Genomic DNA, 12,986 nt, shown 5'->3' with positions numbered 1-12,986 from the left:
GTCACTTCGCCTTCTTGAAGTAGGCAACAAGCAGTTCAGCGGTCTCCTCGCGGAACTCCGGGTGATCGCCTGTCAACTCAATGGTGAGGCGGTAGTGCCCAGGCTGGATATTCTCTGCATACGCGAACTGAAGCACGTCATAGTAAAGAGCTGCATCAACAAGGCCCGCCCCCTGCAGCAGTGAGGGGTCAACACCCGACATGGTCAAGCCAGGTACCGCTCCGTCAGGGGCGACCTGAATGCTGTCACGGAGATTCGGGGCATCCCTGGTCAGGGGCACCGTCTTGATTGCACCCTCCTCAATGCGAATCAGATTCACCCGGGCAGCGAGCCCTGCTTCCACCAGCCGCATGGATAATGCTGTCCCGGACTCCGCATCCGGCCTGACCAACCGCATGCCCAGCATCACGCCAGACGAGGCATTGGGCCCGGGAGGTGGAAGTTCGAACTCCACGTTCACCACCTCGCCTGCCTTGTCCAAGGCAATGGGCCGGGTAAGCGGAACTTCAGTGCGCATCGTAGCGCTCTCCTTGTTGACCTCCATGCTGGGCTTGGCGGTATCGGCCTCTCGCCCGCACGCGACAAGGCCGGCAATCGCAAACAGCGCTGGCGCGCTCAACAGCATCAATCTGGTTGCCCGAAGCATCTTGGTCATATCTGTTCCTGATACGGCTGATCCAGCCTTCGTAGTCTGGGGCACGCGACTAGTCCGGAAAATAGGAAAAGCCCTACTCACAGCTTGATTCGCGTCACAGTTCAGCCCGCCCGTTCACCCCGCCTCCGCCTGCTCCCGGTTCTTCTTCTTGTACGCACTCCCCCAATCCCGCATCGCCAACAACACCGGCACCAGCGTCTGCCCCAGTTCCGAAAGGCGGTATTCCACCTTCGGCGGCACCTCTGGGTACACATGCCGCACCACCACGCCGTCGGCCTCCAGCTCCCGGAGCTGGCTGGTCAACATCGATTGGGTGGCGTTGGGAATCAGCCGGGTCAGTTCCATGAAACGCTTGGTGCCGGACACCAGATAGAACAGGATCACCGGCTTCCACGTGCCGCCCATGACCGACAGCGTGGCCTCCACGCTGCAACCGGTTTTGCCATATACGCGCCGCGCCATTACTGGATACTCCTGAAAACCGTAGTACCTATGGAAAAGCATGGTTCTTGTGACAACCACGGCACGACCATAGCATGCAGGTCATATCCCCCGAGGTAATGCACGCCCATGAAATTCAATGCCCTGCTGGCCAGCAAAGACGATGGCCAGGTATCCACCAAGCTGGTGAGCTTTGACGAAGCGGACCTGCACGACGGCGATGTGCTGGTGCAGGTGGACTACTCCACGCTGAACTACAAAGACTCGCTGGCGATGACCGGCGCTGCGCCCATCATCAGCAGCTTCCCGATGATTCCCGGCATCGACCTGGCCGGCACCGTGGTGGAATCCACCCATGCCGGCTTCAACAAAGGCGACCGAGTGGTGCTCAACGGCTACGGCCTGAGCCAGTCCCACCACGGCGGCCTTGCCCAGCGTGCGCGCGTTCCGGGCGAGTGGCTGGTGAAGCTGCCCGACAGCATCAGCACCAAGGACGCCATGGCCATCGGCACCGCCGGTTACACCGCCATGCTGTGCGTGCTGGCGCTGGAACACGGCGGGGTGAAGCCCGAGCACGGCGACATTCTGGTAACCGGCGCCAACGGCGGCGTGGGCTCGATTGCGCTGGCCATCCTTTCCAAGCTGGGCTACCGCACGGTGGCCTCCACCGGCCGCCCCCAGCACGCGCAATACCTGAAGGACCTGGGCGCCGACGAACTCATCGACCGCGCAACGCTGGCCGAACCGCGCACGCGCCCGCTGGATGCCGAGCGCTGGGCCGGCGTGGTGGATGTGGCCGGCAGCCACACCCTGGCCAATGCGCTGGCGCAGACGAAGTACCGCGGCGTGGTGGCGGCGGCCGGGCTGGCGCAGGGGACCGACCTGACCACCTCGGTGCTGCCCTTCATCCTGCGCAACGTGACCTTGGCCGGTATTGACTCGGTGCAGGCGCCGCATGAGGTGCGTGCTGAGGCGTGGAAGCGGCTGGCGACCGATCTGGATCTGGGCAAGCTGGCCAGCACAGTTGAAGTGATTGGGCTGGAGAAGGTGCTGGAGGTGTTCCCGGCGTTCCTGGAAGGCAAGGTGCGCGGGCGGTTGGTTGTGGATGTGAACGCCTGAGCATTACGCCGCAGCGTAAGGCGAATGGGCAGTGCAGCGACGTGGTCGCACGGCCACGCCTGCCCGTTTGCTTCTGGCACGCATCGCATTCGACGTGGGTCATGCCCCATCGGGCGTTGCATTGTTATCGGCGGTCGATCGGGATGCGACCCTACCCTGTCGCCCGGCGGCATTGCCCCGGGCGCCCCGCGCCTCGCGCCTCGCGCCTCGCACCTCGTGTCGGGCACGGCGGGTGTCTGGTATCAGGCGCCGCACACCCGTGCCTTGTACCGGGCACAATGCCCTGCATGGGTAGGGTCGTACCCCAGTCGACTGCACGTAACCGTGCAACAACCGATTACGGCATGACCTGCAACGAAGGCGCTGCAATCCAGCCAACCACGCCGGCGTTCCTGGCCACAGCGCGTGCGCCATAACAACCCGTCCGCAACGTACCCGCGGCCAATTGCGTTAGCTTTCATCCGGACCGCGCTCCCCGGGGTCGTAACATGAAATTTTCGCCGTAACGCAGCGCGTGTTACGGCGAAAAATCATGTTACGACTTGGGACACCTGAGCCCGTCAGCCCTTACAGCGCAATCCGCGCCACAGATTCCTCACTACCCTTCTCGTCCTTGTCCCCATTCTTGATGGTCACGTACAGGACGTTCTTCTTCGCATCCAGCGCCAGGCTGTTCGGGTGGGTCGGCACGTCATAGGTGCCCACCTGCTTGTAGCTCTCGCTGTCGTACGCGGTAACCGTACCGGCCTCGCGGTTGGTCACGTACAGCCGCTTGCGCGGCGCATCCAGCAGCAACCCCAGCGGGCCGGCGTCGGTGGCGATGCTGGCCAGTTCCTTGCCGGTGGTAGGGTCCAGCACCAGCACGCGCTGGCCCGGGTGCTTGGAGACGAAGCCCGGAATGCTGCTGCCCTGGTACTTGCGGATCATCTCCAGGCCCTGGTCGGTCACGAACAGGCGCTTGCCGCTCGGGTCCAGCACCAGGTTCATCGGCTGCTCGGCGCTGATGTTGAAGCGCTGCTCCACCTTGCCGCTGTCGGTGCCCACGGTGACCACTTCACCCAGCAGGTTGGAGGTGAGCACGCGCTTGTTGGCCGCATCCAGGGTCAGGCCCGGTGCCTTGGCGTTGCCCAGGCCCGGAATGGTGTTGATCAGCTTCAGCGACTGGGTATCCACCACGAACAGCACGCTGCCTTCGCCGGAGTGACCGGTGACGTACAGGCGGTTGTTCGGGGAATCCACCACCAGTTCGCGCAGGTCGTGGGTGTAGCCGGCCTTGCCGTCCTTGCCCACCTTCTTTTCCATCAGCTGCACGATCCCCACCGCCTTGTTGCTGGCGGTGTCGACCACGGTCACCGAGATGTCCACGGTATTGCCCACGTACAGGCGGTTGTGGGCGTCGTCGAGCACCACGCCGAAGGCTTTGCGCTCCAGCGGAATATTGGCTTCCACCGCCAGCGAATCCGGGTTCAGGCGCAGCACCTGGGCCGGGCCGGCGGCATCGCCGAAGCCGCCGGAAGAGGCCACGAACAGCGCGTTCTGGGTGGGGCTGAAGGCCAGCTCGTACAAGCCCTGCGCAACGGGCGAGCGCTGCACGGAGGAAGCGGCGGCAGTGGTGCCGGTCTTTTCAGCGGCGAAGGCGGACGGAGCGCCAAGGGTCAGGCTGACGGCCAGCGCCAGGGCGGCCGAACGGAACAGGGAACGAGGGTGCATGCGAGCGTCCTTGTGAGAGGCAGAGGAAGGATCCTGGCTCGCGTGGCCGCTGGGAGGAGCGGCCAACCACACGGTCGAATGACGTGGGAAGGCTGGCTGGCGTGGATATCTTAGCAGGGGTGGCGACGGGGCATCGCTCGCGCCTATGGATATCCACGGAGCGATAGGTTTCTCGCCCATCTGCGGAAGCGGCCACCCTCCGTCCCAAGCTATGAGACGCCCCTGCGCGATCCTGCGATCCGCTTCGGAGGATCAACATGAACAAGATCGACCTTGATTGGCTGGAAGAGTTCGACCAGGCCATGCTGGGCCTGTATGCCATCAACCACAGCGACGCCGGGATGGATGAGCAGCTGCTGGTGAGCTACTACGACCTGGAGCCGCGTGAGGCGGCGCTGGCGTTTGGCAATGACTACGACCTGGACCGGATGAATCCGCTGTGGCCACCGATGGGGCTGGCACTGAATAGCTGAGCTCAGTGAAAAGACCCGTTGTCAGTACCCCATGCTCGCCGCTGCGACCTGCATCTCCTGCTGCACGCGCTGGTCTTCGTCCTGCTGCTGCGTTGCCAGTTGCGCGGCGCGCTGTTCCTGCTCGAACGCTGCAACATCAAACTGCTCAAGCGACTCCTCGAACGGGGTTTTCACTGCCTGCGCCGTTGGCATGCCAGCGCGCTTGTGACCGGGGTTGTCCAGCTCGCCCTGAACCACGAAGACGTTCTGGCCGCCGGGTTGGCTTTCCGTGGGTTGGCTGAGCACCACGTGGTCCACACTGTCCAGGCCGTTGCGCTTGGCCAGCACCATCAGGCTGCCGGTGAGGCGCTCGCTGGCTTGGTCGTAGCTGCGGCCGTGGGCCTCGTCCAGCTTCGCTACTCCCTCGCGGATCTGTTGGTAGAGGGCGTGGTCGGGGTGCTCGGGGTTGAGGGGTGTCCAAGGGTCCTGCTCAGCGGGCTGCGCCATCCGCTCCATGGCAGGCTCTGGTTCTGGCGCAGCCTGATTCGCGGTGACGTCGTTCGCGGGTTCTTTCACCGGAACGGCGTCCAGCTCAGCTACCATCATCTGCTCAGCCACCTCTACCGGTGGTGACTCTGCAACAGGCTCGTTGAGCGAAACTTCATCCAGGGGTGGGTGCTGTATTGAGGCTTCATCATCCATGCCCGGTCGCTCAGACGTCTCGGCCTGCACCGCGACTTCAGCAGGCTGAGTAGCATCCACACGCATGACAGCCTCCGGCACCCCTTCGGGGGTTACCTGCTGCTCTACCTTCGCTTCTGATGCAGCGACGGTCACAGCGAGGTCAGGGAATTCCACCGGTGGCCGTACGACAGGTTCGGCCTCAGGCCCTGGCTGCATCGATGTCGCGGCGATGTTGGGTGGAGGGGGCCCCGAGTACGCTTGCGACTCGGCCAAGGACACTTCGTGGCGAGTCTCCTCTTCCGCAGCAGTACGAGCGAAAGCCTCTTGGGCACGCTGCTCCTCGACGTGCTCGCGTGTATCCTGCTCGGCCCCCTGACGTGCCTGGGGCTCTTGCTGGGCCGTGGACTGCTCTTCCATCGCATTGCGCTCAACGGAAGCCGTAATCGCTGCCGCTACCAACTGAGGGGCTGGCTGCGCGGCAGATGGCTGAGCGGTGTCTCGCTCATTCGCAACCAACTCCGGCACATGCACCTCATCAACCCGGGTGCCATCTGCCCGCATCGCCGCCAGCGCAGCCAACCGCTCGGCCTCCTTCGTGGAGGTGCCCTGCCGGTTGGCCTCCCGCAGCGCCTGCTGATGGGCGTCCCACGCCTCGGGCGACAGTGCCTCAATGCGCAGTTCCGGGGCGTTCTGGATCGGCGCCTCGTCCGCCACACCGGCCTGCAGCGCAGCCGTATGCACCTGTGACGCCTGAATCCTCGCAACGTCCTCCATCGTGGTGGTCGCCGTGAGAACCATACGGTTGCCGCCCGCATCACCGAACGCGGCAATGGCGCTTTCAGCGCTCGGCGCGTGGGTGCGCGGGTCTGGAATCAGTTCAAGGACCAGGTCACCCTGCCTTCCATTATCTGCAAGACCCTGCTCTACCGCCGCCGCCGTGGCTACCAACTGCGCTTCGCTGCGCTCGATACCGTGCCGTGCGTAAAGTGCTTCCACCTGCCCGCGCACGCCTTCCGGCGCCAGTTGCACGGTGGCCTTGATCTGCTCGGCCATGGTGCCCAGACCGGCCACGCCAGCCTGCTGGCTCTGCCACGTGACATCCAGCTCATCGCTGAGGTTGCCATTGGCCGCGCGGTTGAAGGCCCATTCGTTACTGACCCACTTACCATCCTCCTGGCGGGTATACCTGTGGCCATTGCTTGCCTGCAGGGTGTCTGATTTGCTCTGTGCGTCCTGGATGGCGGCGGGAACTGAAGGATTGTTCGCATCGCCAAAGTCGCTCCAGCGCCCTTCCGCATGCGCCACCATGTAGCGCGCCGCAACGGCAGCTGGCGTGTTGGTAGCGTTCTGGGCGATTACCACCTGCGACTGTGCATCAAGGGTTTGGGCCTGCTCCGCTGAAACGGGTTCGTACCGCGTGGTGGGTGCACGCCCATCCTGCATCTGCCCGACCTGCAGCTCCCATTGGCGGGAGATGGGGTCACGTACGAATGCCCTTCCGGTTTCAAACGGCGCCGGCGGGGTTCCCTGCTCCGCCCGGGCACTCAGGCGATACGGGTCTTGAGGTGGAGGAAGATGGGCCAAGCCCAGCTCATACGACGCCCTGGCTGCCTGCCAGTTCAACTGCCGCTCCAGCGTACCGGTCGCCACGTAATCGGCGCGGAAGGTGACATCTTCACCCTGCGCGGTCTGCACTGGCCGCACTTCCACGCCTGTGCCCAGCTCAGCGGACTGCACCTGCTGCTGGTGCGCGGCACGTAGCCATCGCCCCTCCTCATCAGTGGGGCTTCGGGTCCAGGTGCGGCCCATGGGGTCCACCTAGACGTAGATGGCTTTCATGTCCTTCTGGTTTGCCCACTCCTCGCCGAGGTGGGCGCCCAGAACACCGCCGCCTACGCCAATGACCAGCGCACCCGGTCCGGTCCATGAGCCGGTAGTAAGACCAACACTGGCGCCAGCGACAAAGCCGCCCAACGCGCCGCCTACATTACGTCCGACGAAGTGGGCTGCGGTTGAATCGGCGCCCGCTGCATTGCCCTGGGACCTCAGCTCCACCCATTTGTGGCCGGAGGTTGCGAAGTCCTGCGCCAGCAGCGCCACGCCGGCAACACCGGCAACCTTCATGCCCGGGCTCATGCCGGCATGCGGAGCGGGAGGGGCGCGCTCGGCAGCAGCCTCGGCAACGGTGGCGGCTGAACCGGGTGGGCCTCGCGCTGCGCCGGGCTGCTGCGACCCATGCGACGTGCCCTCGGGCACATCGACGTACGTGCGCGGCGCCGTTGCCAGGCTGGAGCCAGTGGCTACCCACTGCGTCCGCGTGGCCGTCATCTCAGCAAAGCTCAGGGTCTTGAACTCCTCCACCGGGCGGTTGAACAGCACTTGGGCTACCGCGTCGTAGCCTTCGATCGGCCTCAACTGCAGACGCACCTCGGCAACGGTCACCGCGTGGCCGCTATTGGTGGCGGCCTCACGCGCGAGGGCGATCTCCAGCGATTGGTACTCGGCAGCCGACTTGCTTACGAAGGCAAGCGGATCTGGGCCAAAAGAGCTTACCGGGTAACCGTTGATCCTGGCGTTCGGATGTTCAAGTGCAATGGTGAGCTCGAAGTTGCTGAAGCCTCGGTTGGGCGGAGCGTTCTCGACCATTGCAAGCAACGGCTTGCCAGTGGCGATGGCATTTTCGAAGTACCGTGGGCTGCCAGCATTCCACATCATGTCCTGGAGCGCAGCTTTGTACCTCCCGCCTTTTGGCTCGGTTCCCTGAGTATCCATGAAGCGCTCCAATCCGCGCTCCATGGTATGAAACTCTGGGTGCTTGGCGGGGTCGGTCCGCAACTCCTCGATGAAAGCGCCCCAAGGCGTTTCGCCAATGATGCCCGCCCTCGAATCAACGTCTCTTACATAGTTGGCTGCGTTGTCAAAATTTGACACTCCGGCATGATCAGTCCCCGAGAAGGCAACATAGTCTTTGCCAGCGCTAAGTATGGGAGGATGATCCCTCAACTTGGCAGCGACGTAATCCGCGTAGCTCGTTGCAGCGTCCGGTCCCGAACCAGGGGACGTCAGATATCCGACCACTTCGTCCACCTGCTGCGCTGACAAGGGCGAACGGTCGGCTGTGTTGCTGGCTGCTGCAAGTGTGGTGCGAGCAAAATCGTCAAAGATGAAATTTGCCACGGCGGGTCACCTCAGCCGATCCGAGCTGGTACACGCGCTTCGGCCAAGACGATACCGCTTTCAACTGAATCCGAATCAACGGGGATTGGAGTTATCCCACATCGAGCAAGCGCTTCATACGTGGTGACGGCGACGTAGCGGATACTGTACTTGGAGCTACCCTCATCCATGTTCGCCATTATCAGTCCTTGTGCAAGTCCCTGCAGGAATGTGAAATCCCCATCTGTGTTACCTATGGATTCTTTGAAACTAAGCGCGGACTTCAGAACCCAGTCACGACTTAGGTCAAGCGTGAACTTCCGCTCAGGCATGCCACTGCGGCCCTGAATTTCATCGCTTCCAAAGAGTCCCAACCCGTCAACACGCTCGCCATGAACATGGAAGAGGTATTGGTACTCAGTGTAGGTTGGATCCTCGGGCGGACTCGCCGGAAGCACTCTCGGCGCCGTAATGACGATTCCATTTCCTTCATCGACCGCAGAGCCGGGGCGTGGTTCAAAATTCAAGGGCATGGTTGGTCCTTCAGTCAATGACAGCCCAAAGCCGGTCACAAAGAACAATCATAAGCGTATCACCACATGAAGGATGCGCCGCGCCACCCGCGTGGGACAGACTTTGAGACAAGCATCTCAGATTGCCATGGCTCTCTCTGCAGGGCTATCAGGAAAGTCCTAGTCGCATAGGCAACGTGACCAATGAACCTCTACTTCAGGCCCATTCCTATTCCGCGGCCCCCACATTCCCTATAGTTGACCCCAACCACTGCAATGGAATGGCCCATGCGCGTAACGTCATCCGGCCGGTGCCTGACAGTTGCACTCGCTGTCGCCCTGAGCGTCAGTGCCTGTGCCAAGGCCCCACCCACGGAAAATGGACACAAGGAAACTGCCATGTCTGAAGACGCCAGCCAAAGCCGCACGGTTGATGGATACACCTACACCACCGCGCCGGTGCAAGCCCAGCTGGGCCCGCACCGCTACGCGTTCCCGGCCAACCTCTACGATGACCAGATTGGCCCATCGGTAGGCGGCGGCATTGCGTTGAGCTTCATCTGGCCCGGACTGAAGGCGGCCGCTCCCGGTGACCGTCCCACGCGCAGCATGGAAGACCACTACCGCACGGTCACCGCGTCAATCGACTACCTCGATGCGGTCTCGGCATCAGAGCTGCTGCCCCGGCTGAGCGACACCGAAGCCACCACCGAAGCAGGCTCGATCAACCGCAACGACCCGCGCCGGCGACTGGACCTCCGCAAGGCGGGTGCGGAGCAGTTCGGCCTCACGCCGTACGCCATCGACGAGGGGCGCATGGCGCTGTTCGGCAAGGAATACCAGAAGCAGTTTGGCGAGCCCGTTACCCGTAACCCACGCAAAGAAGACGAGTGGTACATCGCCCGCGCCGCCGATGGGCAGCTGGCCACCTTCATCAAGTGCGATCAGCCTGAGGGTGGGAACGAGGGCCTGGCGATACAGGGCGACACACTGGTGCCCGATGAGTCAGTCAAGGTTTCAAGCTGCACCCACTACTTCGTGGACCTCACCGACAATCTGGGCGTGACCCTGTTTTATCCACGCGTGCTGCTGAAGGACTGGAAGGGCATGGAAGAAGCTACCCGCGCGGCACTGGCCAAATACAAGGTCCAGTAACCCAGGAATGTTCAGGAGGAACAACGCATGAGCGGCTTGAATCAGAAGGACATCGAAATCCTGCGGCAGTACGCCTCCAAGGGGAACCGGGAGCTGTACTGGAACTACCTGGCACAGAAGGAAGGCTCTGACGGCTACGGCCTGCTGGCACTGGGCGTGGTGCGCAATGACAACCTGCCCGGCCAGGTTGCCAACGCCTATGCCCAGCTCGAGGCTAGCGACCAGCATGACCGCAACCCCAGGCTGCAGAACCGCACACTGACAGAGCGCCAGTGGGAACACTTCGGCCAAACCCTACTCGACCGCGACCTCGAGCGCCGCGAGTACTGGATGGGTGCACGCAGGCCAGACCTGGCACTCAACCTGCCCGGCCGCGACGTACAGGTTGCCCATGACAAAGCCTTCGTCCAGCACGGTTTGGACCCGAACTGCTGGACCCCGCGCATCCTGCTGGAGGCCACCCGGAAGAACCTCAGCGAAGACGCCGCCGAGAACGTCTGGAAGGAAATGCTCAACAACGATTACCGTGGCACCGCGCGGGCATGGAACACCGCTGGCCACGCCTACGACGCCATGCCGTGGGGCCAGGCCACCGCCTACGTGGCCAAGCTGGGCGTGTATGAGCTGAGCATGGCCGATCAGTCGCTGCCCAGCAGCAACCCCAACATCATTGGTATACGCAGCTCGTACCACGCGTATGATCCGAAAGCCGGCACCTGGTCGCACCACACCGAAAGCGGCTTCCCCATGCAGGAACGCAACCCACGCGTGCTGGAACGGCTGAATGACACCCGCGACGTTCGCCAGGAGCGCGAAGAGAAGGCAACCCACTTCCACCCCGACGACCCGTACCGCCAGCGCATCGAAACCCCGAAAGTGGTGCTCAACGACCCGCCCGGGCAGGACCAGAACACCCGCTTGGCGGCACTACGTCCCGGCGATGCGCATTACCCGCTCTACCAGCAGATACGCGAACACGTTGCCGCGCTGGACGCCAAACATGGGCGCAGCTTCGACGACACCAGCGAACGGCTGACAGCCAGCCTCACCGCGCTGGCCGTGGAGAACAAGCTGGAGCGGGCTGACCACGTGGTACTGAGCCAAGCCACCGCAGAGGGTGCGGCCGGTCGCAACGTGTTTGTGGTGCAGGGCAACCTGCATGACCCGGCACAGCAGCGTGCCGCGATGGCCACTGAACTAGCGGTGCAGGCGCCGGTGGAGCAATCGCTGCAGCGGCTGGATGAAGCAGGCCAGGAACGGCAGGCCTTGGCCATGCAGACCGAGCAGCGCACGCAGCAGAACCAGCAGGAGCTTGAAGCCCGCGGTATGCGGATGGGCTAGCTGACGACCTATCACCAGAGCGGATGTGACTTCCATCCTGGGCCGGCCCCTATTGCAACGATTCGGTGGTCAACGTTGAGGTGCTGCTCCAGAAGCGTCGTAACCCGGTCCCGCCAGTTCAGGTCGTTAGCCGTGGTGTAGCGAAGAAGATACCTCAGGACCAGCAGCGTATAGAAGCAGCGGGAAGTCGAGTATGGAGTCTGCTCCTCGGACCAGGAATTTCCATGTGGGCGAAGAGGCTTCACACCTAACTCGCGATTCCAGAGCCTCCCGTGATGGGCGGCGACGTTGCGCAGAACTGACGCGAAATGCAGCCAATTCCTCAGTACCGGGCTTCTGAGCCCGAAGTCTTTCGCAATCACCTTCTGGTGAGCAGGATGCATCGCAGAGTAAAACTTGGATAGCGTCCCAACGGACATCACTTCGCTGGCCATCCAGATCGGCACCATCGGAAACGGCGGATCGGTGTACTTGTCGCGGTAATGGATGAGGAACGCCTCCCTCGAGCGCTCCACCTCGCCTCGCACCTTTGCGATCCATTCCCGATGCCAGTCGGGACCAAAGGAGAAATTTCCCGCCAGGTGATGACCAAAGGGTCCGTAGACGTTGGAGAAGTTGTGCGTGATGGAGGTTCGGACTGCGACTTCGATGTGTCCAACAGCCTCAAGCGCCAGCTCACGTAGGCAGCGATCAAACTCGTACACTACCAAGGCTTCGTCAATACTGGCCCCTGCAATGTAGTGGTCGCTCTGATGCAACCGCTGCGGATACAGATAGCCCATCAGCCGGTAGTAGCCCACCCTCTGAAGGTAGAGCAAGGCCATTGCGCGATCGGGTACGGCCAGACCGCGCCCTTCCAACTGCAGCAGCTGCGCATCGAAGGAAAGAGGAGGCTTGAGGTACTTAGTCATCCTGACTTGAACCCTCGAGCAAAAAAAAACCCGCCAATTTGAGCGTGTCGCGTGCGACAGAGGCGTGGCGGGTGTGTTGGGCGAATTTTATCCACTGCCTGTGTCCTGCGCAACTGCCGATACGGTGAAAACTGAACGGAATCTTAGATCCACGAACATGGTTCAGAAAGGGGCAAACGCGCCTATGCCACGAAGGGGTGTGACTGTCTGGAATGGTGCGGCTCGGATACTCCGGTGGCTGGCCAAGCGAGCCGGTTGCCATCCCGGCTCGCTTCCCCAGCAGCCACGCTCTCAGCGCCTGGAGTTGTGTCGCCCTGCCGCTTCTTTCACATCGCTTTCTAACGGGAAGGAATCCCCCCAGACGTTGAGATCAATGTCCCAGGGGTTCTGATCCATGGCCACGCAGTTATGGATCAACGCCCGAAGCCGGTGCGTCGGCGACTGGCTCATGCGCCACGAGGAGAGCTGAAAGGCGCGGCGAATGCCGGGGTCGACCTTCACCCGTATGTAGACCTGCTTTTTCATCGGATCACATCCTCGGGCGTGAACGACCCCGTGTCGGACTTGACCTCGCCGTGGTAGATCGTGCGCTCCACGAACCTGGGCACCCGTGGGTCTTCCACCGCCGGAGTGCCCAGCAGCTTGATGGTGATGACACCAGCGCAGGCTTCGATCTGCAGCTTGCGGCCCACGTTGAAGCCCATCTGCCGCAGCCAGCGGCCGCGGATCTTGAGGTACGGAACCTTCAGCTCCTCCTGGAAGTGCGGGGGCGGCGAGCAAGGCGCGGGGGTTGCGCTGCGGGCCGGCTGTGGCCGGGGAGCGGGCCGGCGTTGAATCGCCCAGGGTTCCG

At 62.7% G+C, this 12,986-nt stretch carries 13 protein-coding genes; 4 read left to right on the top strand and 9 right to left on the bottom strand.

What is annotated here, in order from left to right; all coding sequences use genetic code 11:
- Position 1 precedes the first annotated feature (1 nt).
- Positions 2–655 (bottom strand): hypothetical protein, encoded by a 654-nt coding sequence (locus J7J08_RS10375; protein ID WP_214904905.1) that lies wholly within the window; start codon positions 653–655, stop codon positions 2–4.
- A gap of 114 nt (positions 656–769) precedes the next feature.
- On the bottom strand, positions 770–1,117 hold the full coding sequence (locus tag J7J08_RS10370) for a helix-turn-helix domain-containing protein (RefSeq protein ID WP_214904901.1): 348 nt from the start codon (positions 1,115–1,117) through the stop codon (positions 770–772).
- A gap of 108 nt (positions 1,118–1,225) precedes the next feature.
- Between J7J08_RS10370 and J7J08_RS10365 the strand changes: the two genes are divergently transcribed.
- Positions 1,226–2,215 carry an MDR family oxidoreductase gene (locus J7J08_RS10365; RefSeq protein WP_214904898.1) on the top strand — a complete coding sequence of 330 codons (990 nt, stop codon included), beginning with the start codon at positions 1,226–1,228 and terminating at the stop codon, positions 2,213–2,215.
- 567 nt (positions 2,216–2,782) lie between these two features.
- On the opposite strand, the gene J7J08_RS10360 is transcribed toward J7J08_RS10365, so the two are convergent.
- Positions 2,783–3,925: a YncE family protein gene (locus tag J7J08_RS10360; protein WP_214904894.1), complete on the bottom strand. Its 1,143-nt coding sequence runs from the start codon at positions 3,923–3,925 to the stop codon at positions 2,783–2,785.
- Between the two features lie 257 nt (positions 3,926–4,182).
- Between J7J08_RS10360 and J7J08_RS10355 the strand changes: the two genes are divergently transcribed.
- Positions 4,183–4,398 carry a hypothetical protein gene (locus tag J7J08_RS10355; RefSeq protein ID WP_083214053.1) on the top strand — a complete coding sequence of 72 codons (216 nt, stop codon included), beginning with the start codon at positions 4,183–4,185 and terminating at the stop codon, positions 4,396–4,398.
- 21 nt (positions 4,399–4,419) lie between these two features.
- On the opposite strand, the gene J7J08_RS10350 is transcribed toward J7J08_RS10355, so the two are convergent.
- The 3 genes from J7J08_RS10350 to J7J08_RS10340 are packed head-to-tail and all read right to left on the bottom strand — an operon-like array spanning position 4,420 to position 8,798.
- The gene (locus J7J08_RS10350; protein ID WP_214904891.1) at positions 4,420–6,870 is read right to left on the bottom strand and encodes an XVIPCD domain-containing protein; all 2,451 of its coding nucleotides are present in this window, start codon (positions 6,868–6,870) and stop codon (positions 4,420–4,422) included.
- A gap of 9 nt (positions 6,871–6,879) precedes the next feature.
- Positions 6,880–8,238, bottom strand: coding sequence for a hypothetical protein (locus J7J08_RS10345; protein WP_214904888.1), 1,359 nt, complete (start codon positions 8,236–8,238; stop codon positions 6,880–6,882).
- 11 nt (positions 8,239–8,249) lie between these two features.
- Complete coding sequence (locus tag J7J08_RS10340; protein ID WP_214904884.1) at positions 8,250–8,798, bottom strand: hypothetical protein; 549 nt, start codon at positions 8,796–8,798, stop codon at positions 8,250–8,252.
- 330 nt (positions 8,799–9,128) lie between these two features.
- Here J7J08_RS10340 and J7J08_RS10335 point away from each other — a divergent pair, with 330 nt between their 5' ends.
- Positions 9,129–9,884 carry a hypothetical protein gene (locus tag J7J08_RS10335; RefSeq protein ID WP_251006568.1) on the top strand — a complete coding sequence of 252 codons (756 nt, stop codon included), beginning with the start codon at positions 9,129–9,131 and terminating at the stop codon, positions 9,882–9,884.
- A 27-nt stretch (positions 9,885–9,911) separates the two neighbouring features.
- On the top strand, positions 9,912–11,225 hold the full coding sequence (locus J7J08_RS10330) for an XVIPCD domain-containing protein (RefSeq protein WP_214904878.1): 1,314 nt from the start codon (positions 9,912–9,914) through the stop codon (positions 11,223–11,225).
- An 11-nt stretch (positions 11,226–11,236) separates the two neighbouring features.
- Here J7J08_RS10330 and J7J08_RS10325 read toward each other — a convergent pair whose 3' ends face one another.
- From J7J08_RS10325 to J7J08_RS10315, 3 genes are all read right to left on the bottom strand, one after another.
- Positions 11,237–12,136, bottom strand: coding sequence for an Abi family protein (locus tag J7J08_RS10325; RefSeq protein ID WP_214904875.1), 900 nt, complete (start codon positions 12,134–12,136; stop codon positions 11,237–11,239).
- 291 nt (positions 12,137–12,427) lie between these two features.
- The gene (locus J7J08_RS10320; protein ID WP_214904873.1) at positions 12,428–12,661 is read right to left on the bottom strand and encodes a hypothetical protein; all 234 of its coding nucleotides are present in this window, start codon (positions 12,659–12,661) and stop codon (positions 12,428–12,430) included.
- On the bottom strand, positions 12,658–12,986 hold a 329-nt coding region (locus J7J08_RS10315; RefSeq protein ID WP_214904871.1), incomplete at its 5' end, for a SymE family type I addiction module toxin. The genes J7J08_RS10315 and J7J08_RS10320, both read right to left, overlap by 4 nt.

This window comes from Stenotrophomonas sp. ISL-67, from assembly GCF_018612915.1.
In the GTDB taxonomy this organism is placed as follows: domain Bacteria; phylum Pseudomonadota; class Gammaproteobacteria; order Xanthomonadales; family Xanthomonadaceae; genus Stenotrophomonas.
This window is presented reverse-complemented; position numbering and strand designations above follow the sequence as displayed.